Annotated in this window: 19 protein-coding genes; 10 read left to right on the top strand and 9 right to left on the bottom strand. The window is 61.9% G+C overall.

Translation table 11 applies throughout. The annotated features are described in order from the left end of the window. Positions 1-11: 11 nt before the first annotated feature. Positions 12-1,583, bottom strand: a complete 1,572-nt coding sequence (locus ACR3E4_RS13305) for a Re/Si-specific NAD(P)(+) transhydrogenase subunit alpha (RefSeq protein WP_480529959.1) — start codon at positions 1,581-1,583, stop codon at positions 12-14. Between the two features lie 132 nt (positions 1,584-1,715). Further along, positions 1,716-2,165, bottom strand: coding sequence for a methyltransferase family protein (locus tag ACR3E4_RS13300; RefSeq protein ID WP_480529961.1), 450 nt, complete (start codon positions 2,163-2,165; stop codon positions 1,716-1,718). Between the two features lie 197 nt (positions 2,166-2,362). On the opposite strand from ACR3E4_RS13300, the gene kynU reads away from it, so the two are divergent. Then, positions 2,363-3,556, top strand: coding sequence for a kynureninase (kynU, locus tag ACR3E4_RS13295; RefSeq protein ID WP_480529963.1), 1,194 nt, complete (start codon positions 2,363-2,365; stop codon positions 3,554-3,556). On the opposite strand, the gene ACR3E4_RS13290 is transcribed toward kynU, so the two are convergent. Next, entirely contained in the window at positions 3,549-4,127 is a 579-nt protein-coding gene (locus ACR3E4_RS13290) for a TetR/AcrR family transcriptional regulator (protein ID WP_480529965.1), read from the bottom strand. The genes kynU and ACR3E4_RS13290 overlap by 8 nt on opposite strands. A gap of 98 nt (positions 4,128-4,225) precedes the next feature. Between ACR3E4_RS13290 and ACR3E4_RS13285 the strand changes: the two genes are divergently transcribed. Both ACR3E4_RS13285 and ACR3E4_RS13280 read left to right on the top strand, forming a co-directional pair. Continuing rightward, on the top strand, positions 4,226-4,690 hold the full coding sequence (locus ACR3E4_RS13285; protein ID WP_480529966.1) for a (2Fe-2S)-binding protein: 465 nt from the start codon (positions 4,226-4,228) through the stop codon (positions 4,688-4,690). A 3-nt stretch (positions 4,691-4,693) separates the two neighbouring features. Then, complete coding sequence (locus ACR3E4_RS13280) at positions 4,694-6,934, top strand: xanthine dehydrogenase family protein molybdopterin-binding subunit (protein ID WP_480529968.1); 2,241 nt, start codon at positions 4,694-4,696, stop codon at positions 6,932-6,934. A gap of 21 nt (positions 6,935-6,955) precedes the next feature. Here the strand turns inward: ACR3E4_RS13280 and ACR3E4_RS13275 are convergent, their stop codons facing one another. The 3 genes from ACR3E4_RS13275 to ACR3E4_RS13265 all read right to left on the bottom strand — a co-directional run bounded on the left by ACR3E4_RS13275 (position 6,956) and on the right by ACR3E4_RS13265 (position 10,501). Next, the gene (locus ACR3E4_RS13275; protein ID WP_480529970.1) at positions 6,956-7,735 is read right to left on the bottom strand and encodes a gamma-glutamyl-gamma-aminobutyrate hydrolase family protein; all 780 of its coding nucleotides are present in this window, start codon (positions 7,733-7,735) and stop codon (positions 6,956-6,958) included. Between the two features lie 122 nt (positions 7,736-7,857). Continuing rightward, the gene (locus tag ACR3E4_RS13270) at positions 7,858-8,283 is read right to left on the bottom strand and encodes a GlcG/HbpS family heme-binding protein (protein WP_480529972.1); all 426 of its coding nucleotides are present in this window, start codon (positions 8,281-8,283) and stop codon (positions 7,858-7,860) included. Positions 8,284-8,365: 82 nt separating this feature from the next. After that, the gene (locus ACR3E4_RS13265) at positions 8,366-10,501 is read right to left on the bottom strand and encodes a malate synthase G (protein ID WP_480529974.1); all 2,136 of its coding nucleotides are present in this window, start codon (positions 10,499-10,501) and stop codon (positions 8,366-8,368) included. Positions 10,502-10,707: 206 nt separating this feature from the next. Here ACR3E4_RS13265 and pepN point away from each other — a divergent pair, with 206 nt between their 5' ends. From pepN to ACR3E4_RS13230, 7 genes are all read left to right on the top strand, one after another. Next, complete coding sequence (pepN, locus tag ACR3E4_RS13260; RefSeq protein WP_480529976.1) at positions 10,708-13,260, top strand: aminopeptidase N; 2,553 nt, start codon at positions 10,708-10,710, stop codon at positions 13,258-13,260. Continuing rightward, on the top strand, positions 13,257-13,685 hold the full coding sequence (locus tag ACR3E4_RS13255; protein ID WP_480529978.1) for a hypothetical protein: 429 nt from the start codon (positions 13,257-13,259) through the stop codon (positions 13,683-13,685). Before pepN ends, ACR3E4_RS13255 begins: the two co-directional genes overlap by 4 nt. A 127-nt stretch (positions 13,686-13,812) precedes the next feature. After that, the gene (locus ACR3E4_RS13250; protein ID WP_480529980.1) at positions 13,813-15,072 is read left to right on the top strand and encodes a hypothetical protein; all 1,260 of its coding nucleotides are present in this window, start codon (positions 13,813-13,815) and stop codon (positions 15,070-15,072) included. 67 nt (positions 15,073-15,139) lie between these two features. After that, positions 15,140-16,651 (top strand): Asp-tRNA(Asn)/Glu-tRNA(Gln) amidotransferase subunit GatB, encoded by a 1,512-nt coding sequence (gene gatB, locus ACR3E4_RS13245; protein ID WP_480529982.1) that lies wholly within the window; start codon positions 15,140-15,142, stop codon positions 16,649-16,651. 153 nt (positions 16,652-16,804) lie between these two features. Beyond that, positions 16,805-18,043 carry a peptidase T gene (gene pepT, locus ACR3E4_RS13240; protein WP_480529984.1) on the top strand — a complete coding sequence of 413 codons (1,239 nt, stop codon included), beginning with the start codon at positions 16,805-16,807 and terminating at the stop codon, positions 18,041-18,043. Positions 18,044-18,154: 111 nt separating this feature from the next. Next, complete coding sequence (locus ACR3E4_RS13235; protein WP_480529986.1) at positions 18,155-18,583, top strand: DUF4177 domain-containing protein; 429 nt, start codon at positions 18,155-18,157, stop codon at positions 18,581-18,583. Positions 18,584-18,691: 108 nt separating this feature from the next. After that, on the top strand, positions 18,692-20,062 hold the full coding sequence (locus tag ACR3E4_RS13230) for a DUF3179 domain-containing protein (protein ID WP_480529988.1): 1,371 nt from the start codon (positions 18,692-18,694) through the stop codon (positions 20,060-20,062). Here ACR3E4_RS13230 and ACR3E4_RS13225 read toward each other — a convergent pair whose 3' ends face one another. The 3 genes from ACR3E4_RS13225 to ACR3E4_RS13215 all read right to left on the bottom strand — a co-directional run bounded on the left by ACR3E4_RS13225 (position 20,063) and on the right by ACR3E4_RS13215 (position 24,386). After that, a complete protein-coding gene (locus ACR3E4_RS13225; RefSeq protein ID WP_480529990.1) occupies positions 20,063-21,748 on the bottom strand; it encodes a chloride channel protein in 1,686 nt (561 codons plus the stop codon). A 91-nt stretch (positions 21,749-21,839) separates the two neighbouring features. Beyond that, on the bottom strand, positions 21,840-23,489 hold the full coding sequence (gene recN / locus ACR3E4_RS13220) for a DNA repair protein RecN (RefSeq protein WP_480529992.1): 1,650 nt from the start codon (positions 23,487-23,489) through the stop codon (positions 21,840-21,842). A 36-nt stretch (positions 23,490-23,525) separates the two neighbouring features. Beyond that, a complete protein-coding gene (locus tag ACR3E4_RS13215; protein ID WP_480529994.1) occupies positions 23,526-24,386 on the bottom strand; it encodes an outer membrane protein assembly factor BamD in 861 nt (286 codons plus the stop codon). Positions 24,387-24,500: the final 114 nt, after the last annotated feature.

Here is a 24,500-nt window from a genome sequence, read left to right as displayed (position 1 = left end):
ACCTGGCCTCCTTAAGATTTCTGGAACATGGCGAGCATGCGCCGGGTTACGAGGAAGCCGCCGAAAATGTTGATCCCGGCCATGAAGACAGAAAGCGCCGCCAGCAGAATGACCAGGAACGAGCCCGATCCGATCTGCATCAGGGCCCCAACGATGATGATCGACGAGATCGCGTTGGTGATCGCCATCAGCGGTGTGTGCAGCGAATGCGAGACGTTCCAGATCACCTGGAAGCCCACAAAGATGGCCAACACAAAGACGATAAAATGCTGCATGAAGCTGGCCGGAGCAACCAGCCCCACCAGCAGCATCAGCGCGCCACCCACACCCAACAGGGTAAACTGCTGCCGGGTCTGCGCCTTGAAGGCAGCAATCTCCTGTGCCTTCTTCTCTTCCGGGGTCAGTTCCTTGACCTCGGGCTTTTTCTGCGCCGCAATCGCCTGCACTTTGGGCGGCGGCGGCGGGAAGGTGATCTCGCCCTCATGGGTCACCGTCGATCCACGGATCACGTCATCTTCCATGTCGTGATTGACCTTGCCGTCCTTCTCGGGCGTCAGGTCAGTCATCATGTGACGGATGTTGGTCGCATAGAGCGACGAGGATTGCGCCGCCATCCGGCTGGGGAAGTCAGTATAGCCGATGATGGTGACGCCATTGTCGGTCACCACCTTCTCATCCGGCACGGTGCCTTCGACGTTGCCACCGCGTTCCGCCGCAAGGTCAACAATGACCGAGCCCGGCTTCATCGCCTTGACCATATCCTCAAGCCACAGCTTGGGCGCCGGGCGGTTGGGGATCAGGGCTGTGGTGATGACGATGTCCATCTCCGGCGCCAGTTCGCGGAACTTGGCCAGCTGTGCCTCGCGGAACTCTTCAGACTGGACCGAGGCGTACCCGCCGGTGGCCGCGCCGTCCTGCTGTTCTTCCTCGAAATCCAGATAGACGAACTCGGCCCCCATGGATTCGACCTGTTCGGCCACTTCGGGGCGCACGTCGAACGCATAGGTAATCGCGCCCAGCGAGGTCGAGGTGCCGATGGCCGCCAGACCAGCCACACCGGCACCGACGATGAGCACCTTCGCGGGTGGCACCTTGCCGGCCGCCGTCACCTGACCAGTGAAGAAGCGTCCGAAGTTGTTGCCCGCCTCGATTACCGCGCGGTAGCCTGCGATATTGGCCATGGACGACAGCGCGTCCATTTTCTGCGCGCGGCTGATACGGGGCACCATTTCCATGGCGATAACGGTCGCGCCCTTGGACTTGGCCAGTTCCATCCCCTCTTCATTCCCGGCGGGATTGAAAAACGAAATCAGGGTCTTGTCCTTGGTCAGCCGCTTCAGCTCGGTCTCGTTCGGCTGGCGTACCTTGGCAATGATATCAGCCGCCTTCCACAGCGCGGCAGCGGTCTTGACGACCTCGACACCCGCCGCCTCATACGCGGCGTCCGAAAAGCCCGCAGCAGCACCCGCGCCCTTCTCGATCAGACACTCATATCCCAGCTTCTGCAACTGAGCCGCCGAGTCCGGCGTCATCGCGACCCGGTTCTCGCCACTAAATATTTCCTTTGGCGTTCCTATCTTCACCAGTCGGTTCCCCCTAATTTTTGGTTCAAGCCAGGCGGGTGTCCGGCATTGTTTGACAAGCAGACACTTATCTTGCGCAAGATTGTTTCGCAAGCGCAGCAATTATAACGTTGTGTCCTAAGGCACACACCCTCAGATCCACCTTCGGGTTTTGCGTTCGTATCGGGCGAAATCGGCGCGAAATGTGCGGCGCAGGCGATCTTCTTCCGGGATGATAAAGCGTCGTTCCAGCAGCCAGACGAAGATCGGGATCAGCACCAACGACAGCACCGCATCAAAGCGCAGGATCAGCCCGGCCAGGATCAGAACGTCGCCCAGATAAATCGGGTTGCGGCTGCGCTTGTAGATCCCGGTTTGCACCATGGACGTCGGCATTTCATGTGGAAAAACCGTCGTCTTGTGGCGGCGAAACTCAAGCACCGCCATGATGGCCAGAATGATACCGCCGCCGATCAGAATACCGCTGAGGAGATCGGTCACCGCACCATCCAGTGACAGGCCCAAAGGCAATACGCGTGCCTGCACCCAGGCGAGCACGGCGAAGCCCACAAGCCAGAGGGGCGGTATGTCGATCAGGCGCATGGCCATCCCCTAACACGGCGACACACAGTGGCACATGTCGCTTCTGATCGCTGTCCTACCGTTTTCTGACAGCATTGGCAAAAGCGCAGGGTGTCGCATCGCCACAAGGCGCATCGCAGTCTGCAACAATAGACAGGCCAGACCGGATCAGATAGGCCGGTTACAACCTGACCGTTTCCGAAAGGCATAGCCCTGCCATGACTGATTTCTCCAAAACCAAATCCATGTTCCACCTGCCTGACGGCGTTTTATATCTGGACGGCAACTCTCTGGGTCCGCTGCCGAAATCGGCCAGCGACCGCGTGGCGGGCATGATGCAGGACGAATGGGGGCAATTGCTGATCACCGGCTGGAACAAGGCCGGGTGGATGGGCCTGCCCACGGGCCTGGGCGACAGGATCGGACGCCTAATCGGGGCCGAACCCGGCAGCGTCGTGGTGGGCGACACCCTGTCGATCAAGGTCTATCAGGCGGTCGCTTCGGCACTGGAACTGAACCCGAACCGCAAGGTGGTTCTGTCTGACAACGGCAATTTCCCCTCCGATCTATACATGGCGGACGGCCTGCTGCGGTCGCTTGGGCCCGACTATGAACTGCGCGTGGTCGACCCCGAAGGTGTTGCCGCACAGATCACCGAAGAGGTCGCGGTGCTGATGCTGACCGAAGTCGATTACCGCACAGGCCGCATGCACGACATGAAGGCGCTGACCGAACTGGCCCATGCAAACGGGGTGATCACGGTCTGGGATCTTGCTCATTCAGCCGGTGCCATCCCTGTCGATCTGGCCGGGTGCAATGCCGATTTCGCGGTCGGTTGCACGTATAAGTACCTAAATGGCGGCCCCGGTGCGCCCGCCTTCATCTATATCGCCCCGCGCCTGTCGGACAAGGTGCGCCCGGCGCTGTCGGGGTGGCTGGGGCATGAGGCCCCCTTTGCCTTTGATCTGGATTACCGTCCCGGTGCGGGGATCGAGCGGATGCGGGTCGGAACCCCTCCGGTGCTTCAAATGTCGGCGCTGTCAGCGGCGATGGATATCTGGGACATGGCCGACATGGCGGATGTCCGCGCCAAGTCCATCGAACTGACCGAGCTGTTCATCGCCCGGGTCGAGGCCACCTGCCCCGGCCTGACGCTCGCCAGCCCCCGCGATCCGCAGCGGCGCGGCAGTCAGGTCTCGTTCCGGTTCGCGGAAGGCTATGCCGCCATGCAAGCGCTGATTGCGCGGGGTGTCATCGGTGATTTCCGCGCGCCAGACGTGATGCGGTTCGGCTTCACGCCGCTTTATGTCGATGAAACCGATGTGGAACAGGCGGTCGACATTCTGGCCGATATCATCGCCAACAATCTCTGGGACAAACCGGAATACAAAATCCGTCAGCGCGTCACCTGACCTCAAGCCCCGCGCCCAGCAGTTCGGCCAGTTGCGAAATGCGCCGCTCGAATTCATCGGCGCTGCTTGCGGTCAGCTTAACGCCCATCAGGGTTGCGTTGATGGTCTCGGCCGTCTCCTCCGGCCCGTTGGGCAGGCGGACACGTCCGGCGCGGTCCTCGCCCCGCAGCCAGTCGGCATAGAGCGCGGCCAGCGCGGCCTCGCCTTCGGCCAGAATATCCGGGGCAGTCGACTTGCTGGTATCCAGCATTTCCTTGCCATGGGGTGAGGTGAGAATCTCGGACAGCCCTTTGGTCTGCCAATCAATCGCGCGCGCCAGTCGTTCAGAAACGCTGCCGTCACCGGACAGGGCTTGCGCCACGTTTTCGATCTTCTCGGCATAGTGCGCTTGCGTCAGGCTGCGAACGATCGCCTCTTTGTTTTTGTAATGCAGATACACCGCCGGACGTGACATGCCCGCGCCCTTGGCGATGTCATCCATTGATGTCTTGCGAAACCCGTAGGTTGCAAAGGCTTCCAGCGCCGAAGCCAGGATTGCTTGCTGCTTGGGATCGTTCAGTTCGTCTTTCATAAATCCGCTCTGACATTTTCTGCCGATTTTGTCAATTGACACCCTGACACTTTTCGATAATTATGTCAGCAACCAGCCACAGCCAAATGAGGTGCGCCATGGCGACCACTCTGAAGATCAACGGCAACACCCATCAGGTTGACCTTCCCGATGATGTCCCCCTGCTTTGGGTTCTGCGTGATGAGATCGGCCTGACCGGCACCAAATTCGGCTGCGGGGTCGCCGCCTGCGGGTCCTGCACCGTGCATATCGATGGTGAGGCGGTGCGGTCCTGTCAGGTTGCGCTGTCGGACGTCTGGGGTGATGTGACCACGATCGAAGGTCTAGGCACGCCCGACGCCATGGCCACGATCCAGCAGGCGTGGGTTGATCATCAGGTGGCGCAATGCGGCTATTGCCAGTCCGGTCAGATCATGCAGGCCGCGGCTATTCTGGCCGAAAACCCCGCACCCACCGATGCCGACATTGACGAGGCGATGCAGGGCAACCTGTGCCGCTGCGGCACTTATCCCCGCATCCGCGCCGCCATCCACGACGCCGCATCCAAGCTGAAGGAGGCTTGATCCATGGCCAGCATCGGAAAAATCCTGCGCCGCACCTTCCTGATCGGCTCGGCCGCCATTGTGGGCGGTGTGGCCTTTGGTGCCTATTACGTCACCCGCCCTGCCGCCAACCCGCTGAAACCGCGAGACGGTGAAACGGCGCTCAGCCCCTTTGTTCTGATCGACCAGCAGGGCGTCACCCTGTTCGCCCCCCGCGCCGAGATGGGTCAGGGCGTAATGACCACATGGGCCGCGTTGATCGCCGAGGAACTGGATGTCGAACTGGACGATATCCGCGTTCTGCACGGACCGGCTGCGGCGGCCTATTACAACCATGCGCTGGTGGGTGAGGGTCTGCCGAACAAAGGCTATGACGTCTCGGACTTCCAGCACAATCTGGGTGAGGCTCTGGGCGTTCTGGGCCGAACGCTCAGCCTGCAGGTCACCGGCGGCTCGACCTCGATGAAAGACGGGTTCGAGCGGATGCGGATGGCCGGCGCCACCGCGCGCGAGACGTTGAAACAGGCGGCAGCGGATCAGCTGGGCGTAGATCGCGACCAGCTCAAGACCGAGAAGGGCGCAGTGATTGCCCCCGATGGAACCCGCCTGCCCTATACCGAACTGGCCGAGGCCGCAGGTCAGATCGAGCCGCCTGAGGTCGCCCTGCGCGACCCGTCCGAGTGGCGTTTGATCGGCAAGTCCATGCCCCGCGTCGATGTTCCGGGCAAGTCCACCGGCACGGCAACCTTCGGCATCGATGTGCGTCCCGAGGGCCTGAAATTCGCCTCGATTCGCATGAACCCCAAGCTGGGCGGCGCGATGAACGGATTTGACGCCAGCGCGGCTGAAACCATGCCCGGCGTCGAAAGGATCGTCGATCTGGGCACCGGCGTCGCGGTGATCGCCAACAACACTTGGCTCGCCATGCAAGCGGTCGAAGCCATCGATGTGGACTGGGGCGAGGCCCCATACCCGCCCGAGACCGACGCCTTGTTCGACCAGATCGCCAAGGCATTCGATGAAGCACCGAACTCGACCATGCGCGATGACGGCGATGTCGATACCCTGCCCGATGGTGCAACCGAGATCACGGCTGACTACGCCGTGCCCTATCTGGCCCATGCCACCATGGAGCCGATGAACGCCACCGCGCTTTACACCGGCAGTAAGCTGGACCTGTGGTGCGGCAATCAGGCCCCGACCCTGATCCAGATGCGCGCGGCCAATACCGCAGGTCTGGAGACCGAAGCGGTGGAGATTCACACGACCTATCTTGGTGGCGGCTTTGGTCGCAGGGGTGAGCTGGATTTCGGTGAGATCGCAACGAAGGTGGCCATGGCCATGCCCGGCACGCCGATCCAGACCACATGGAGCCGCGAAGAGGACATGCGCCACGATTATTATCGCCCCGGCGCGATGGCCCGGATGCGCGGCGCGGTGAAGGACGGCAGGGCCGTTCTGATCGACGGCAAGGTCGCCTCGCAATCGCCGACGCAGCAGGCGGTCGAACGCTACACCGGCTTTCCCGGCGGTGGACCCGACAAGGTGCTGGTCGAAGGTTTCTTCAACCAACCCTATGCCGTGCCGAACTATCGCATGAGCGGACACATCGCCGATCTGTCTGTCCCGGTGGGCTTTTGGCGTTCAGTCGGCAACAGCCATAACGGCTTCTTCCATGAAACCTTCATGGATGAGATGGCCCATGCTGCTGGCCGCGACCCGCTGGCGTTCCGGCTGGAACTGGCCCAATCAGAACACGCACCCTCTGCCGGGTGTCTGGAAGCCGTCAAAGCGATGTCCGGCTGGACCGGCAAGACCCCCGACGGCGTTGGGCGTGGCGTGGCGCTGACCTACAGCTTCGGCACCCCGGTCGCGCAGGTGATCGAGGTGGTCGACGAAGACGGCACCATCCGTATCAGCAAGGCCTGGATCGCCTGCGATGTCGGTCTGGCGCTGGACCCGGCCACAGTCGAGGCACAGATGATCGGAGGCATGATCTATGGCCTTTCGGCCGCAGCCCATGGCGAGATCACTTTCTCGGACGGCGAGGTCGAGCAATACAATTTCCCCGACTATGACGCGCTGCGAATGCACACGACCCCGGTGACCGAGGTCCGCGTGCTGGAAACCAACAAGCATCTGGGCGGGGTGGGCGAACCCGGAACGCCGCCCTCCATGCCCGCCTTGGGCAACGCATTGTTTGATCTGACGGGGGAACGGGCGCGCAGCCTGCCGTTGAACAAGCAGTTCGATCTGCTGGTCTAAGCCCTCATCAGATCGGGTCTGTCAGGCAGTGCGCTGCAACCGCGCAGCGTCTTTGCCTGCGGCCCAGCCGTGAACGGCGCGACCGAACTCTTCGAACAGGGGCCGCGATACCGGATCGTTGGCCGCATCCCATTCCGGGTGCCATTGCACCGACAAGGTAAATCCGGGCGCATCCTTTACATAGATCGCCTCGGGTGTGCCATCGGGGGCGTGGCCGTCGATCACCACATTCTCGCCCAGCGTCTTGATCCCCTGCCCGTGCAACGTGTTGGTCATCACCTCAGCCGCCCCCAGCAGCCGATGGAACACACCGCCTTCAGTCAGCGTCACCACATGGCGCAGGGCGAACTTTTCCTCAAGTGTGCCGTCGGGCGGCATCCGGTGGTTCAGACGCCCCGGCAGGTCGCGGATTTCGGGATACAGCGTGCCTCCCATGGCCACGTTGACCTCTTGAAACCCCCTGCAAATCCCAAAGAACGGCTGGCCGCGTTCGGCACAGGCCCGGACCAGAGGCAGCGTGATCGCATCGCGCGCGCGGTCGAATTCGCCATGCGCATCGGTCGCGGGCTCGCCATATTCCTCTGGGTGGACGTTGGGGCGGCCCCCGGTCAGCAGGAACCCGTCGCAGACTTCAAGCAGCTCCTCGACCCTGACATAGCGCGGATCGGCGGGGATCAGCAGCGGAAGGCAATCTGACACGTTGGACACGGCATCCGAATTCATCGTCCCACCCGCATGGGTCGGATACTGATCATTCATCAGATAGGAATTGCCGATAATACCGACGACCGGACGCGCCATGAGTTTTCCTTTTTTTCAGTGGTCTTCGGGAAAACCTATCGGCAGGTTCGGCCCCGCGCAACCGCACAGGGCCTGCATGTCAGCGCAAGCGCGTGTTCAACCATGCACAAAACGGCAACCGGTCAAATCTCGCCGGTCAATCCCGCCGCTTCGATACCGGCCAGCGCCGCCTTCGCATCATTGTCCGAGGTGTCGCCCGTCACGCCCACAGCGCCAATCACCTCGCCTTTGCGGCCGCGCAGCAATACCCCGCCGGGCACCGGGATCACCTGCCCGCCATAAACCCCGTTCACAGCCGCCATGAAATAGGCCTGACCCTCGGCCCGCGCCATCTGCGCGGTGCCCGCCATACCCAGCATCACCGCGCCATAGGCCTTGCCATGGGCGATAGCGAAACGTCCGGGTGCTGCGCTATCCTCACGCTCGAATGCGATGACGTGGCCACCCGCATCCAAAACCACGACCGAAAGGGGTTTCAGCTCCATCGCGCGCCCTTTTTCCAGAGCTTTCCGAATAATGGTGCGCGCCTTGCGCAAGGTAATAACCATCTCAGATCCCTTTCATCTGGCCACAAATATCCTCGGGGGAGCGCGAGGGGGCAGACAGCCCCCTCGCTCCCTCTGCCAACGCCTAACTCTGACTGGCTTTCAGTTCCAGCCGCCGCGCATGCAGGACCGGTTCGGTATAGCCCGAGGGCTGCACCCGTCCGCGGAACACCAGATCGCAGGCAGCCTGAAACGCAACCCCGTCAAAGCCCGGTGCCATCGGCTTATAGGCAGGATCACCGTCGTTCTGACGATCCACAACAGCAGCCATCTTTTGCAGTGCCGCCATCACCTGTTGCTGACTGATCAGATCATGATGCAGCCAGTTGGCCAGCGCCTGAGACGAGATCCGGCAGGTCGCGCGATCCTCCATCAGGCCGATATCGTTGATATCCGGCACTTTTGAACAGCCCACGCCCTGATCGATCCAGCGCACCACATAACCCAGAATGCCCTGCGCGTTGTTTTCGATCTCGCGGGTGATTTCCTCGGCGCTGAGATTGCGGCCTCCCAGCAGCGGTACGGTCAGCAGATCGTCCAGCGTGCCGCGCGCACCACCAGCGGCCAGCTCGTCCTGACGCGCCAGCACATCGACCTTGTGATAATGCGTCGCGTGCAGAGTGGCTGCGGTGGGCGACGGGACCCAGGCGCAGGTCGCGCCAGACTGAGGGTGGCCGATTTTCGCGGCCAGCATGTCGCCCATGCGGTCGGGCATCGCCCACATCCCCTTGCCGATCTGCGCCTTGCCCTTCAGCCCGCAGGCCAGACCGATATCGACGTTGCGATCCTCGTAGGATGCGATCCACGAAGTATCCTTGATGTCGCCTTTCGGCAGCATCGGACCGGCCTCCATCGAGGTATGGATTTCATCCCCTGTGCGATCCAGAAACCCGGTGTTGATGAAGGCCACACGCGATTTCGCGGCGCGGATACATTCGCGCAGGTTGGCCGAAGTGCGGCGCTCTTCATCCATGATGCCCAGTTTCACGGTGTTGCGCGGCAAGCCGAGGATATCTTCGACCATATCAAAAATCTCGACAGCAAAGGCGACCTCTTCCGGCCCGTGCATCTTGGGCTTGACCACATAGACCGACCCTTCGACCGAGTTGCCGCCCCCGCGCTGCAGATCATGCATGGCGATCAGAGTGGTGAAGAGCGCATCCATCAGCCCCTCGCCGATCTCACGCCCTTCGGCATCCAGCACGGCGGGGTTGGTCATCAGGTGACCCACATTGCGGATCAGCATCAGCGAACGGCCCTTCAGCGTGGCGGAATCGCCCTCGGCAGACGTATATTCGATATCCCCCGCGAGCTTGCGGGTGAAGGTTTTGCCGCCCTTGGTGACCTCTTCTGTCAGGTTGCCCTGCATCAGACCCAGCCAGTTGCTGTAGGCACCGACCTTGTCGGCGGCATCCACACAGGCAACCGAATCCTCACAATCCATGATCGTGGACAGCGCCGATTCCAGACGGACATCGGCGATGCCCACCGGGTCAGTTGCGCCGATGGTGCTGGCGGGGTCGATCATGATCTGGATATGCAGACCATTGTTCTTCAACAGCACGAAATCGGGGCGCTCGGGCGTGCCGCTGAAACCCGCGAACTGCCCCGCATCGGCCAAGGCAGGTACCAGCGCACCGCCCTCGACACGCAGCTCGGACACATCCGCCCAGGAGCCATTCGCCAGCGGGGCAGCATCATCCAGAAACGCTTTGGCCCAAGCAATGACCCGCGCACCGCGCGCCGCGTCATAGCCACCGGCATCAGGCAGATCGCCCATCGCATCGGTGCCATAAAGCGCATCATACAAGCTGCCCCAACGCGCATTCGCCGCGTTCAGCGCAAAGCGTGCATTGGTGATCGGCACAACCAATTGCGGGCCGGGGGTCAGCGCGATTTCGGGGTCGACATTGGCGGTCTCGACTTCGAAATCATCGCCCTCTTCGACCAGATACCCGATCTCACGCAGGAAGGACTGATACTCGCCTGAATCGATGGGCAAACCCCGCCGCGCCGCGTGCCAGCCGTCGATCCGCCCCTGAAGATCGGCACGTTTTTCCAGCAGCGCGCGGTTCTTCGGCCCCAACTCGCTCACCAGACGCTCCAGACCCGACCAGAACCGATCCGCCGACACCTGCGTGCCCGGCAGTGCCTTCTGTTCGACGAAGCCCACCAATATCGGGTCGATCTGCAGTCCGCTGCGGGTCTCTCTGCTGCTCATTTTCCGAATCCCCTGCCAATGTGTGCCGTTGTATGCACTCCCCAATTAGGGTGTTCGTTTCCGATAGGCAACTTCTAGCTTCGACCTTGAAGGTAATCGGGTGCTGGCGCTGCGATTCCAAAGCATGGAAGAAGATTGCCAGCCGGTTGCAGCCGGGCGATGAAGACCCTAACGTCGCGCCACAATCCCAGTCGATGAGGCCCAAGATGCGCGATGCCGCCCCCACCACGATCTACCTGAAGGACTACACCCCGTTCGGCTATCTGGTGGACAGTGTGCATCTGACTTTCGATCTGGCCCCGCATACGACACGCGCCACCTCTCGCATCGCGTTCCGCCCCAACCCTGAGGCCACAGACCGCACGTTCTTCTTGCATGGGGAAGAGCTTAAGCTGATCCGCGCCGCGATTGACGGTGCCGAGATCACACCCGATGTGACCCCCGAAGGCCTCACCGCATCAGTCCCCGACGCGCCGTTCATATGGGAGGCTGAGGTCGAGATCGATCCCGGCAACAACACCGCGCTTGAGGGGCTTTATATGTCGAACGGCATGTACTGCACCCAGTGCGAGGCCGAGGGTTTTCGCAAAATCACCTACTACCCTGACCGCCCCGATGTGATGTCCACCTTCACCGTGCGCATCAACGGCGACCTTCCGGTGCTGCTGTCCAACGGAAATCCGTCTGGCAAGGGCGACGGTTGGGCCGAATGGGTCGATCCCTGGCCCAAACCCGCCTATCTATTCGCGCTGGTCGCTGGCGATCTGATCGCGCATCCCGGTCAATTCACCACCAAGTCGGGCCGTGACGTCGAACTGAACCTCTGGGTTCGCCCCGGCGACGAAGGCAAATGCGCCTTTGGCATGGAAGCCCTGAAGAAGTCGATGAAATGGGACGAGGACGTCTATGGCCGTGAATATGATCTGGACGTGTTCAACATCGTCGCCGTCGATGACTTCAACATGGGCGCGATGGAGAACAAGGGGCTGAACATCTTCAACTCCTCTGCTGTTCTGGCCAGCCCCGAAACCTCGACCGATATGAATTTCGAACGGATCGAGGCGATCATCGCGCATGAGTATTTCCACAACTGGACCGGAAACCGCATCACCTGCCGCGACTGGTTCCAGCTGTGCCTGAAAGAGGGTCTGACCGTGTTCCGCGATGCGCAGTTCACATCCGACATGCGCTCGGCCCCGGTCAAACGCATCCACGACGCCATCGACCTGCGCGCGCGGCAATTCCCCGAGGATAACGGGCCCTTGTCGCACCCGGTTCGACCGGAAAGCTTTCAGGAAATCAACAACTTCTACACTTCGACCGTATACGAAAAAGGGGCCGAGGTGATCGGCATGCTGAAACGGCTGGTCGGGGAGGAGGCTTACAGCAAAGCGCTAGACCTCTATTTCGAACGCCATGACGGGCAGGCCTGCACCATTGAAGACTGGCTGAAAGTGTTCGAAGACACCACGGGCCGCGATCTGAGCCAGTTCAAACGCTGGTACAGTCAGTCGGGCACCCCGCGTGTCTCGGTCGCTGAGGACTGGGCTGATGGCACCTACACCCTGACACTCAGTCAGCGCACCGAGCCAACGCCGGGACAGGATGACAAGCTGCCTCAGGTCATTCCCGTCGCTGTCGGTCTGCTTGGTCCGAACGGCGATGAAGTGCGCGCGATCGAAGTGCTGGAGTTGACCGAAGCCGAGCAGAGCTTTGCCTTTACCGGTCTCGCCGCCAAGCCCGTGCCCTCGATCCTGCGGGATTTCTCGGCCCCGGTGATCCTTGAACATGAGATCAGCAATACCGAACGGGCCTTCCTGCTGGCTCATGACAGCGACCCGTTCAACCGTTGGCAGGCCGGGCGGTCGCTGGCCGAGGACACCCTGCTGCGCATGATTACCGATGAAGCGACGCCGGATGCCGATTACCTTGACGGTTTGCTGGCGGTGCTGCGGGATCAGGCGCTGGACCCGGCCTATCGGGCGCTGATGCTGGGCCTGCCGACGCAATCGGAACTGGCCGCCGCGCTGCATGACAAGGGCATCACCCCCGACCCGATGGCGATCTGGAGGGCGGTTGAAACCCTGCGTCAAGCCACGGCGCAGCATGTTCAGGACCTCTTGCCCCGCCTGCACAGTGAAACGCTGGTCGATGCGCCCTACCAACCGGACGCCGAGCAATCCGGCAAACGGGCTCTGGGTGGTGCGGCGCTGGCCCTGACCTCGCGTCTGGATGGGGGCGTCAAGGCCGCCGAAGACTATGCGCGTGCTGACAACATGACCTTGCAACTGACCGCCCTGTCCTGCCTGCTGCGCGCGGGCAAGGGCGAAGCGGAGTTGGCGGGTTTCTATGATCAGTGGCAGCATGACCGGTTGGTGATGGATAAATGGTTCGCGCTGCAGGTCTCGATGACTGGTCCCGAAAAGACAGTGGAGACCGCGCGTCGACTGACCGAGCACGCTGATTTCAATTGGAAAAACCCTAACCGTTTCCGCGCGCTGATGGGGTCTTTTGCGGGCAATCATGCGGGTTTCCATCAGGCGGACGGCGCGGGCTATGCGCTGCTGGCCGACTGGCTGATCCGGCTTGACCCGGTGAACCCCCAAACCACCGCCCGGATGTGCAGTGCCTTCCAGACATGGAAGCGTTATGACTCCGAGCGTCAGGCCCTGATGCGCACACAGCTGAGCCGCATTGCCGAGTCGCCGGACCTGTCGCGGGACACGACCGAAATGGTCTCACGTATCCTCGGCGCATGACCGCGTTCACGTTCACCCGGCAAAACCGCAACCCGCGCACGGTGCTGATCCTGATCGGCATCTACGCGGTGCTGATCGCCCTGATGATCCTGTTTGACGCGGTCTGGTGGCTGATGGCCCTTCTGGCCCTGACCACCCTGCCCGCGCTGTGGGATGTCGTCAAAGACACCAGCGCTGGCATGGAGCTGAGCGACGACACACTGCGCTGGTACACCGGCCAGCGAAAAGGCGAACTGAAGCTGGCCGAGGTCACCCGATTCCGCTTTGACACCCGCTGGGATTTCTCGGTGCGCGTATCGGCGGTGCTGAAATCCGACAAACGCCTGCGACTGCCGGATGAATCACTGCCCCCGCACAAAGAGCTCGAAGAGGTCCTGCAACAGGCAGGATATATCGTCGAACGACATCATTTTAGAGTATTTTGAAACGATCCGGGGGTTCTGGGCCACATTGATCCCTGAATTCCTATCCCAAGGTTATGTTTCCTTGATTTGCACTTAATTATTCGCAAAACTGAGGAAGTTAAACTTTTGTTCAAGTTCGAGTTTCGCCATGTTTTGGTTTGCAAGGGCAGTTTCCGCCCGTATTTTTGGTTCTTCCAATCCCACTCCTACGCCTCTGCCTGCGTCGGTCGCCGATGCCACCGCATGGCTTGTCGCGTCTGGGCAGTTGAACATTCCCATCGCGGAACCGGATGCAAACGACGCGCTTGAACATCAGGTGATCGAGCGCGGCCGATATCTTGCGCGGCAGGATATGTGGGCTGAGCTGTCGCAGGAAATGTGCGCTGCGGATGCCGCGCGCAAAACTACGCCCTGCGGACAGCCAATCACCGAACTGTTGGCCTTTGGTGCCCGTTCGGACGTCGTGTTGGCGGCGGAACATGCACTGTCGGACGGCAAGGCACTGTCGGACTATGATCTGCTGGGTGGGGTATCCGAGCTGGAAGGCGAAATTCAGAACCACCCTGACGATCCGATGATCGCGCTGATCGTGGCACTTGCTCATATAGATCTGGCCTGGGCCTGGCGCGGCAACGCACATCCCGAGGCCTTGCCGCAACTGCATCAGTCTCGCTGCGCCGCGCATTTCGACCGCGCCGCTGCTCTGCTGCCGGGATGCCGCACCGCGCTGCCGGACAGCCCGGCCATTGCGGCTGCGGATTGCGCCTTGCTGGCGGGTCATATCGATCCGCGCACCCGTGTGACGGACAAATACGAGGCGCTCATCACGCTGGACCCGCAGAACCATCGCCATATGCGCGCCATGGGCAGTCACCTGCTGCCGCGTTGGTTCGGCAGCTATCAGCAGCTTGAAGTTCAGGCACTGCGCAACGCCGCGCGCACGCAAAGCATCTGGGGAGCAGGGGGCTATACCTGGGTGCAGTTCGACGCCATTGCATTGGATGACGAAGCGTGCGCGCGGGTGGATGTCGAGTATTTTTTGGAAGGCCTGCGTGATATCGTTGCGCGCCGCCCGGATCAACAGACGATCAACCTGCTGGCGGCATATTGCTCGGTCACGCTGCAGAACCGAATGGGCCAGAACCCACGCGCGGATGTTGCGCGCAAACAGATTTGTGCCGCTGCGAATTGGCTGATCCGCGATCATCTGACCGAGCTGCACCCGCTGATCTGGGCGCACGCGGCGAACGGGTTCAACAACAGCCTGCGCATCAACTCGGCCGAGCGGTTTGCCGCCCGTGGCCGCCGCGATGCGCTGAAGGCCATCGCCAATCTGCTGCGGGACGAGTTGCGCAGCGGCCAGCGTGTGACGTTCACCCCATCTGGGCTGCAAGTCTCGGGGAACTAACCCCTTGCTCCTTTGGCGCGCCGGGCCTAATACGCAGGCTTAGACTTCTGCGGATATGAGGCGCGCCATGCTCGACCTGACATACGAAATGCCCAAACCCAAAACCATTGCCGGGGCCAAGCACGATTGGGAACTGGTGATCGGGATGGAGGTGCACGCTCAGGTCTCGTCCAATGCGAAGCTGTTCTCGGGCGCGTCGACCCAATTCGGGGCCGAGCCGAACGCGAATGTGGCCTTCGTGGATGCGGCAATGCCGGGGATGCTGCCGGTGATCAACGAGTATTGCGTCGAGCAGGCGGTGCGCACCGGGCTGGGTCTGAAGGCGGATATCAACCTGAAATCGGCCTTTGACCGCAAGAATTATTTCTACCCTGACCTGCCGCAAGGCTACCAGATTTCCCAGCTTTATCAGCCCATTGTGGGCGAAGGGGAAGTGCTGGTCGAGATGGGCGACGGCACCGCGCGCATGGTTCGGATCGAGCGCATCCACATGGAGCAGGATGCGGGCAAATCGATCCATGACATGGACCCGCATATGTCATTTGTCGATCTGAACCGGACCGGCGTCTGCCTGATGGAGATCGTTAGCCGCCCCGATATTCGCGGGCCGGAAGAGGCCGCGGCCTATATCGCCAAGCTGCGTCAGATCATGCGTTATCTGGGCACCTGTGACGGCAACATGCAGAACGGCAATCTGCGGGCAGACGTGAACGTTTCGATCTGTTTGCCGGGTGCGTATGAGAAGTATCAGGAAACACAGGACTTTTCGCATCTGGGCACGCGCTGCGAGATCAAGAACATGAACTCGATGCGGTTCATCCAGCAGGCGATTGAGGTCGAGGCCCGCCGCCAGATCGCCATCGTCGAAGGTGGCGGCGAGGTCGAGCAGGAAACGCGCCTGTATGACCCGGACAAGGGCGAGACACGTTCGATGCGGTCCAAGGAAGAAGCGCATGACTATCGCTATTTCCCCGACCCCGATCTGCTGCCGCTGGAGATCGAGCAGGCATGGGTGGATGACATCGCCGCCAAGCTGCCGGAACTTCCGGATGGCAAAAAGGCACGTTTTATCAGTGAGTTCGGCCTGACCGACTATGACGCTTCCGTATTGACCGCCGAAGTGGAATCGGCGGCCTACTTCGAAGAGGTCGCCAAAGGCCGCAGCGGCAAGCTGGCCGCGAACTGGGTGATCAACGAGCTGTTCGGCCGCCTGAAAAAGGAAGATCACGACATCACCGAGTCTCCGGTTTCTCCGGCGCAACTGGGTGGCATCATCGACCTGATTTCGTCGGATGCGATCTCGGGCAAGATCGCCAAGGACTTGTTCGAAATCGTCTATACCGAAGGCGGTGATCCGGCGCAGATCGTCGAAGATCGCGGCATGAAACAGGTGACCGACACCGGCGCCATCGAAGCCGCTTTGGACGAGATCATCGCCGCCAATCCGGCACAGGTTGAAAAGGCCAAGGTGAACCCGAAACTGGCCGGATGGTTCGTCGGTCAGGTGATGAAGGCGACCGGCGGCAAGGCCAATCCGAAGGCCGTTAACGAATTGGTCAGCAAAAAGCTGGGTTCGTAAATCTTCCGAGTTGTACAGACCCCTGACAGGGGTTTGTTCGACTTGTACATAACGAAAAGTTAATTTCAGGCCCCTGAAAAGGGGCTGACCATCGGCTTGACTCCCTGTCCGATTGCGCATTCTCATCTCGCCAAGTCAGAGAGGTGAGCAGTGATGAAAAATCGGTTTGATCAGGAACTGGAAACCCGGCTGGTTCGCTATGCCGCCATCGACAGTCAGAGCGATGAGACCTCGCCCTCGACCCCCAGCACCGACATTCAGTTCGACATGCTGAACCTGCTGCAGCAGGAGCTGACCGAGATCGGCGCGCAGGATGTGAAGATGACCGGCGACAGTGTGGTGATGGCGACGATCCCCGGCACCGCCGAGGGGCCGACCATCGGGTTTCTGGCACATGTGGACACGGCGCCTCAGTTCAACGCGACCGGGGTCAAGCCGCGGGTGATCAAAGGGTATAATGGCGGCGAGATTACCTTTCCCGATGATCCTGATCTGGTGTTGTCGCCCGAAGAACACCCCTATCTGGCCGAAAAGATCGGGCATGATCTGATCACCGCGTCGGGCACCACCCTTCTGGGGGCGGATGACAAGGCGGGTGTCTCGATCCTGATGACGCTGGCGAGGCATCTGCTGGAGAACAAGGACGTCCCGCACGGCCCGATTCGCATCGCCTTTACCCCGGATGAAGAGATCGGGCGCGGCGTTACCGAGCAGCTGCCCAAGGACATGGACGTGGATTTTGCCTATACGCTGGACGGGCAGGAAGTGGGGGAGATCGAATACGAGAGTTTCTCGGCTGATCGCGCGGTGATCAAAATTACCGGCGTTTCGATCCATCCCGGTCTGGCGAAGGACAAGATGGTGAATGCCGCGCATCTGGCGGCGAAGATCGTGCAGACCCTGCCGCAGGCGACGATGACACCCGAGGTGACGGACGGGCGTCAGGGGTTCATCCATGTCACCGATATGAATGGCGGCTCGTCCGAGATGGAGATCAAGCTGATCCTGCGTGATTTCGAGATGGACGCGCTGGAGGCGCAGCGCGAGATTGTGCGGCAGGTCTGTGCCGCCGTGCAGGCGACCGAACCGCGTGCGACCATCACCTGCGATATCAGCCACCAGTACCGCAACATGCGCTATTGGCTGGAAAAGGACATGACCCCGGTCGATCTGGCGCGCGAAGCCTGCCGCGAACAGGGGATCGAGCCGGTCTCGGTGCCGATCCGGGGCGGCACCGATGGCTCGCGCCTGACCGAATTTGGCACGCCCACTCCGAACATTTTTACCGGCATGCAGTGCATTCATGGCCCGCTGGAGTGGATCTCGGTGCAGGACATGGCCGTGGCGACCGAGCTGTGCCTGTCACTGGTCGGCAAGGCGGTGCGGGGTTAAAACCACGGTGCGAGCCGAAATTCGCCCATAAATTTCAACCGGGTGTGATCTTGGCTTTCGCCCGCCGGTCAAAATGTTAATTTGCCCAAGTCAGGCAAACAGGACCAATTGATGCAGCGCTACGAATACAAAGTTGTCCCCGCTCCGCAAAAAGGCACCAAGGCGAAGGGCGTGAAGACGCCCGAGGGCCGGTTTGCCACGTCGATTGAGCAATTGCTGAACCAGATGGGACAGGATGGCTGGGAATACCAGCGTGCCGAACTGCTGCCCAGCGAAGAGCGTTCGGGGCTGACCGGATCGACCACCAACTGGCGCAATGTGCTGGTGTTTCGCAGGGCGATTGCTGCAGATGAAGCGCCGGAGGTGGCGGAAGAGGACGGCACCGCCACGCCGCGCCCGGTGCCCGGCCCCGATGAGGTGCTGACCACCCCGCCTGCCGCCCCTGCCCCGATCTCGGAAGCGCCACAGGACCCGCCATTGACGCTGAAAGAGGCGGAAGAGGCCGAACCTGCTTCGGATGAGGTCAAAGACAAGGCCTGACGCCGGGCAATCCCCCCAATTTGATGTTTCACCCCGTTCACGCGGGTGTTTCGTGTGTGTGAGCGCGATTTCGGGCAGATTGGGGATGGACCCAACCCGGAGGTTGCCATGTCGATCACGCGCCGCAGTTTCACCGCATTGCTGGGGGCCGGAGTTGCCGCGCCCGGTGTACTTTGGGCGCAGGAAGACCCGGTGTATGAGGCGCTTCGATCCACGCTCTATGGTGGGCGGACCGAGTTCGAGGCCGGAATGGCGTTTCTGAAACAGCGCGGCAACCCGGATGTGGTGCCTGCCCTGCTGACCGCGATGCGCTATGGGCAGCGGCGCGAGCCTGACATCGCCGAGGTGATGGAGGCGTTGACCGGCGAGACGCTGGGCACCGATTGGTTCGGGTGGATGTTGTGGCAGGAAAAGAACGCTCAGATCGTGCCGCACCCCTCGCTTGCGCCGTTCAAGCGTGAGGTGCTGCTGGGGATCGATCCGAATTTCGACCTGTTCCTGCGACCGGAATATCTGCGGCGCGACAGGATGAAGATCCGGTTGGAGGAAATCACCTGGGGCGGTGTGTTCAAGGATGGCATCCCGTCGCTGGACAATCCCAAGCTGATCCCGGCAGCGCGAGCGGATTACCTGAAAGACGATGATCTGGTCTTTGGCGTCTCGATCAAAGGCGATGTGCGCGCCTATCCGTTGCGGATCATGGGCTGGCACGAGATGTTCAACGAGGTGATCGGAGGGGTTCCGGTTGCTTTGGCCTATTGCACGCTGTGCGGGTCGGGGATTTTGTTCGAAACACAGGTCGAAGGGCGGCGGAAGCCATTTGTCTTTGGGTCATCCGGGTTCTTGTATCGGTCGAACAAACTGATGTTCGACCGTGAGACGCATTCGCTGTGGAACCAATATACCGGCAAGCCGGTAGTCGGACCGTTGGTGGACAGCGGGATCGAGTTGAAGCAGCGTCCGGTGGTGATCACCCGTTGGGACAGTTGGAAGGCGTCACATCCGGATACGCAGGTGCTGTCGCTCAGCACCGGGCATCGGCGGAATTATGGCTCGGGCGTTGTGTATCGCGAATATTTCGCCTCACCCGATCTGATGTTCCCGGCGCTGGTGGATCAGAGGCAACACCGGCAGAAGGATTACGTGTTCGCCGTGCGCCAGTTCGGGGCGGCGCGGGCGTGGCCGCTGGAGGCATTCAAGGGCAAGCCGGTGATCAACGATGCCATTGGCGGGCGGGCGCTGATGCTGATGGGCGACCCGGACAAGCGCAGCGTGCGCGCCTATGAGCGCGGATCGCACCAGTTCCGCGCGACCACCGATGGCGGATTGCTGGATGAGGCAGGCAATACATGGCGCGTCACCGAAGAGGCGCTGATTGCCCCGGATGGCGCAGAATTGCCACGGGTGGCCGGACATATCTCGTACTGGTTTGCCTGGGACAATTATCTGGGCGACGCGGCCAGCGTTTATGGGCGCTGATCAGGAATGTTCCTCGGCCGCTGTGGCGGCCAGCGCGCGGTTGTACGCTTTCAGCGCGTCGATGTGATAGAGCGCGCCGACCGGATTTTCGCAGCCATCCTTGTCGATGATCACCACCGGAATACAGGGGATGTCGTCGCGGTCGAAATAGGGCATCGCGGCCTCAAGCGTGGCGCTGGCCTTGACGCAGAGACCCTGTTCGATCAGCGCCTGCGCCTCGTCCTTGGTGATCGAACGCGCGTCGCCCAACGGGCGCATCACCGTCCCGGCGCGCAGCATCGCCAGCAGGTAGGCCTGTGGCCCGGCGGCCAGATGCACGTTGCGGCGTTCCAGTTGGGTCAGGAAAAAGGACCGGTCCACAAGGCGCGAGGCCAGCGCGGTGGACATCGAGACCGAGACCATCACGGCGAGGCCGATCTGCCAGTCTCCGGTCAGTTCGAACACGATCAGCGTGGTCGAGATCGGCGCGCCCAGCACCGCCGCCGCCACCGCGCCCATTCCGGCAAAGGCATAGAGCGTATGGGTGCCCGACACATCCGGCAGCAACCCGGTGGCAATGAGGCCAAAGGCCAGCCCGGTCAGCGCCCCGATCATCAGCGAGGGCGAGAACACACCGCCGCCCATGCGCCCGCCCATGGTGATCGCCAGCGCGACGGTTTTCATCACCGCAAACAGGATCGCTGTCGTCAGCACGAGGTCTCCGGTCAGGGCGCGGATCGTGGTCTCATACCCGACGCCGATGATATGCGGGAACCAGACTGCGAGCAGGCCGAGCATGGCGCCGGATACGCCGGGACGCAGCCAGCCCGGCAGCGACAGGCGGTTCTGGATATGGGTGCCGATATCCTCGGCAAAGAAGATCGAGCGCATCAGCAGCAGCGACACCAGCCCGCAGACCAGACCGAGGATCAGGAAGGCGGGCAGTTCCACGTAGAATTGCAGCGAGCCGGGGGTGTCCAGCGTGAACTCGGTCACGTCGCCATAGGCCAGCCGGTTGATCACGGTCCCCGCGACCGAGGCGATGACGATGGGCGCAAAGGCGTGTACCGCGAAGTGGCGCAGCACCACCTCGAGCGCGAACAGGGCCCCGGCGATGGGGGCGTTGAAGCTGGCTGAAACGGCAGCGGCCACGGCGCAGCCCAGCAGATCGCGCCCGGTGATGCCGTCGGCATGGATACGGTCGCTGACCCATGTCGCGATGACCCCGGCCATATGCACGACCGGCCCCTCGCGCCCTGTCGAGCCGCCGGAACTGAGCGTGATGAGCGAGGCCAGGAACGAGGCGACCCCGGCCTTTTTCTCGACCCGGCCATCGGTGAGGGCAGAGCCTTCGATCACATCCGCGACCGAGCGCACGCGGCCATCATCGGTGAATCTGGTCAGGATAACCCCGACGACCAGCCCGCCAAACACGGGCGTCAGGAAAATCCACAGCCAGTGCAGTTTCTCGGCGTGGCTGTGAAGATAGAGGATGTCATCGGTGCTGTAGAGATAGGCCTGCAAGGCCGCGATAGCCATGCGGAACCCCAGCGCCATGAAGCCCGCTGCGATACCGATGATCAGGGCGATGAACCAGAACTGGATCTGGCTGGGGCCACGATGAAGCATCACCCGCCAGGCGTCCCGAAGTGCCGAGAGGGCCTGATTGAGCTGATTGCGCAGCACGGTGCGGGTGGACTGGGTCATTGGCCCTCGTTGAGGTGGTCGCTGACCCTTAGTAAGCCACGCTTGCGCCTGAGAAAAGTCGGTTCACGACAAGATGCTGACAGAATGCGCGTTATGCATCCAACAGGGCACGGGCAGCGGCGCGGGCCTCGTCCGTGATGGTGTCGCCCGCCACCATGCGGGCGATTTCATCGACGCGGTCGGGGTCGGCCAGCGGGATCACGGTGGACAGGGTCTGATCGCCCGTGACCTGTTTCTGCACCCGCCAGTGATGCGCCGCACGGGCGGCGACCTGTGGTGAGTGGGTGACGACCAGCACCTGCCCGCCCTGCGCCAGCGCCGCCAAACGGCGACCCACCGCGTCCGCCGTGGCACCGCCGACGCCACGGTCGATCTCGTCAAAGATCATGGTGCGGGCGCTGTCGTCGCCGGTCAGGCAGACCTTGAGGGCCAGCAGAAAGCGGCTGAGTTCACCGCCCGAGGCGATCTTGTTCAGCGGGCCAGACGGCGCGCCGGGGTTGGTGGCCACGGTGAAGGCGACAGCATCGGTGCCTTCGGGGCCGGGATCGGACGCGGTGATCTCGGTTCGGAACACGGCGCGTTCCATTTTCAGCGGCGCGAGTTCGGCCATGACGGCGCTATCCAGCGCCTGGGCCGCCTTGTGGCGCGCATCGCTGAGCGTGGCGGCGGCGGCGTCATAGTCGGCCTGCGCCTCGGCGACAGCGGCGCGCTTGTCGCTGAGGTCGGCGTCACCCGCATCAAGCCGGTTCAGTCGGTCGCGCAGCGTGTCGGCAAAGGTGTCCAGATCGTCCGGGGCCACATCATGTTTGCGGGCCAGCGCGCGGATGGCAAACAGACGCTCTTCGGTCTGTTCCAGTTCCGCCGGGTTGAAATCGAGCGCTTGCAGGCAGGTATTCACGCCGTCCTGCGCCTCACCCAGTTCGATCAGGGCGCGGCCGAGCGCGGCGATGGGATCTTCCAATTGACCGCCCGCATGGTCCGACACGCCTTCGAGCCAGCGGACCGCATCGGCCATCGCGCCCTCGGCCCCGTCACCGCCCAGCAGAGCAAAGGCGCGGGCCACGTCATCGCGGATGCGCTCAGCCCCCTGCATCATGCGGCGGCGGGCGTCGAGATCGGCATCCTCGCCCGGTTGCGGATCAAGCTGATCCAGTTCGGCGACGGCATGGCGCAGGAACTCCTCTTCCGCGCGCATCGCCTCAAGTGCGGCTTCGGTTTCGGCCAGCGCCTTGCGGACGCGGGACATCTGGCCCCATGCGGCGCGCACGGCGGCCAGTTGATCGCCTGCACCGGCATAGGCGTCCAGCATCGCCCGGTGTCCGCGCGGGTTCAGCAGGCCCCGGTCATCATGCTGGCCGTGCAATTCGATCAGGGTCTCGGACAAGGTCCGCAGCACCTCGCCGGAACACCGCCGGTCGTTGACCCATGCGGTCTTGCGCCCCTCAGCCGTGTTGACGCGGCGCAGGATCAGCTCCTCGCCGCCGGGCAGACCGGCCTCTGCCAATATGTCATGGGCGGGGTGGCCGTCGGGCAGTTCGAATTCGGCGACAACCTCGCCCTGAGCGGCACCCTGACGGACCAGTTCAGCCCGACCGCGCCAACCCAGTACGAAGCCCAGCGAATCCAGCAGGATGGATTTGCCCGCCCCGGTTTCGCCGGTCAACGCGTTCAGGCCCGGCTGGAAGGTCAGGTCCAGCCGGTCGATGATCAGCATGTCGCGGATATCGAGGGCGCGCAGCATCGGGTCTTTAGCGTCCCAAGCCTTCAGCCATGGCGGTTACAACCACTCACCCTTGACGGTCTGGCGATAGATCGTGCTGAGCCAGTTGTTGCCGCGGCTCTTCAGATCAAGCCCGCGCGAGGTCAGCAGCGTATAGCCCGCCTCGTACCATTCCGAGGATTGGTAGTTATAGCCCAAAATCGCACCGGCGGACTGTGCCTCATCCACCAGACCCAGCGCCAGATACGCCTCGATCAGACGATAGAGCGCTTCGGCGGTGTGCGAGGTGGTCTGGAAATCTTCGACCACGACGCGGAAACGGTTGATGGCGGCGGTAAAGTGATCCTGACGCAGATAGTAGCGCCCGATCTCCATCTCCTTGCCGGCCAGATGATCAAAGGCCAGATCGAATTTCAGGATCGCCGAAGTGGCATATTCGCTGTCGGGATAGACCTCGATCACGGTGCGCAGCGCCTGCAGCGCCTGGAAGGTCAGGCCCTGGTCGCGGCCCACTTCGTCGATCTGGTCATAATAGCTGAGCGCCAGCAGGTACTGGGCGTAGGCCGCATCTTCATCGGTCGGATAGAAATCGATATAGCGCTGTGCGGCGGCGCGGCTTTCGGCATAATTCTTGTCGTTGTGGAACGAAAACGCCTGCATGATCAGCGCGCGCTTGGCCCAGTCGGAATAGGGATAGAGCCGTTCAACCTCGGAAAAATACCAGGCCGCGTCATCCGAGCGATTCTGCGACAGTTCGTATTCGCCACGGGTATAGATCTGTTCAGGGGTGAACCCTTCGAGGCTCTGGTTGCGATCCGCGCCTTTGCTGCTGAACAGTCCCCCGTTACCGCAAGCGGTCAAAACTGCTGCCAGAAGAATCGCCCCTGCGAATCTGACTGCCGCTTTGGTGCCAACCATTCCGCCCATCCTTGTTAACTTACCTGGCCGGATTTACCCCGGATCGGACCTTGGTCTAGCACATAAATTTCCGGGGCAAAACGCCTTATGCACCCTCGTGACGCAAATGTCGCC

The sequence above is a fragment of the Ruegeria sp. AP11 genome (genome assembly GCF_056535865.1).
Note: the sequence above shows the minus strand (reverse complement) of the source record. Positions and strands in the feature narration are given on the sequence as shown.

Excerpts from the sequence above, each read along its gene's own strand:
- ACR3E4_RS13300 (WP_480529961.1), bottom strand. The coding sequence starts at position 2,165 with ATGCGCCTGATCGACATACCGCCCCTCTGGCTTGTGGGCTTCGCCGTG.
- kynU (WP_480529963.1), top strand. The coding sequence starts at position 2,363 with ATGACTGATTTCTCCAAAACCAAATCCATGTTCCACCTGCCTGACGGC.
- ACR3E4_RS13290 (WP_480529965.1), bottom strand. The coding sequence starts at position 4,127 with ATGAAAGACGAACTGAACGATCCCAAGCAGCAAGCAATCCTGGCTTCG.
- ACR3E4_RS13285 (WP_480529966.1), top strand. The coding sequence starts at position 4,226 with ATGGCGACCACTCTGAAGATCAACGGCAACACCCATCAGGTTGACCTT.
- ACR3E4_RS13280 (WP_480529968.1), top strand. The coding sequence starts at position 4,694 with ATGGCCAGCATCGGAAAAATCCTGCGCCGCACCTTCCTGATCGGCTCG.
- ACR3E4_RS13275 (WP_480529970.1), bottom strand. The coding sequence starts at position 7,735 with ATGGCGCGTCCGGTCGTCGGTATTATCGGCAATTCCTATCTGATGAAT.
- ACR3E4_RS13270 (WP_480529972.1), bottom strand. The coding sequence starts at position 8,283 with ATGGTTATTACCTTGCGCAAGGCGCGCACCATTATTCGGAAAGCTCTG.
- ACR3E4_RS13265 (WP_480529974.1), bottom strand. The coding sequence starts at position 10,501 with ATGAGCAGCAGAGAGACCCGCAGCGGACTGCAGATCGACCCGATATTG.
- pepN (WP_480529976.1), top strand. The coding sequence starts at position 10,708 with ATGCGCGATGCCGCCCCCACCACGATCTACCTGAAGGACTACACCCCG.
- ACR3E4_RS13255 (WP_480529978.1), top strand. The coding sequence starts at position 13,257 with ATGACCGCGTTCACGTTCACCCGGCAAAACCGCAACCCGCGCACGGTG.
- ACR3E4_RS13250 (WP_480529980.1), top strand. The coding sequence starts at position 13,813 with ATGTTTTGGTTTGCAAGGGCAGTTTCCGCCCGTATTTTTGGTTCTTCC.
- gatB (WP_480529982.1), top strand. The coding sequence starts at position 15,140 with ATGCTCGACCTGACATACGAAATGCCCAAACCCAAAACCATTGCCGGG.
- pepT (WP_480529984.1), top strand. The coding sequence starts at position 16,805 with ATGAAAAATCGGTTTGATCAGGAACTGGAAACCCGGCTGGTTCGCTAT.
- ACR3E4_RS13235 (WP_480529986.1), top strand. The coding sequence starts at position 18,155 with ATGCAGCGCTACGAATACAAAGTTGTCCCCGCTCCGCAAAAAGGCACC.
- ACR3E4_RS13230 (WP_480529988.1), top strand. The coding sequence starts at position 18,692 with ATGTCGATCACGCGCCGCAGTTTCACCGCATTGCTGGGGGCCGGAGTT.
- ACR3E4_RS13225 (WP_480529990.1), bottom strand. The coding sequence starts at position 21,748 with ATGACCCAGTCCACCCGCACCGTGCTGCGCAATCAGCTCAATCAGGCC.
- recN (WP_480529992.1), bottom strand. The coding sequence starts at position 23,489 with ATGCTGCGCGCCCTCGATATCCGCGACATGCTGATCATCGACCGGCTG.
- ACR3E4_RS13215 (WP_480529994.1), bottom strand. The coding sequence starts at position 24,386 with ATGGTTGGCACCAAAGCGGCAGTCAGATTCGCAGGGGCGATTCTTCTG.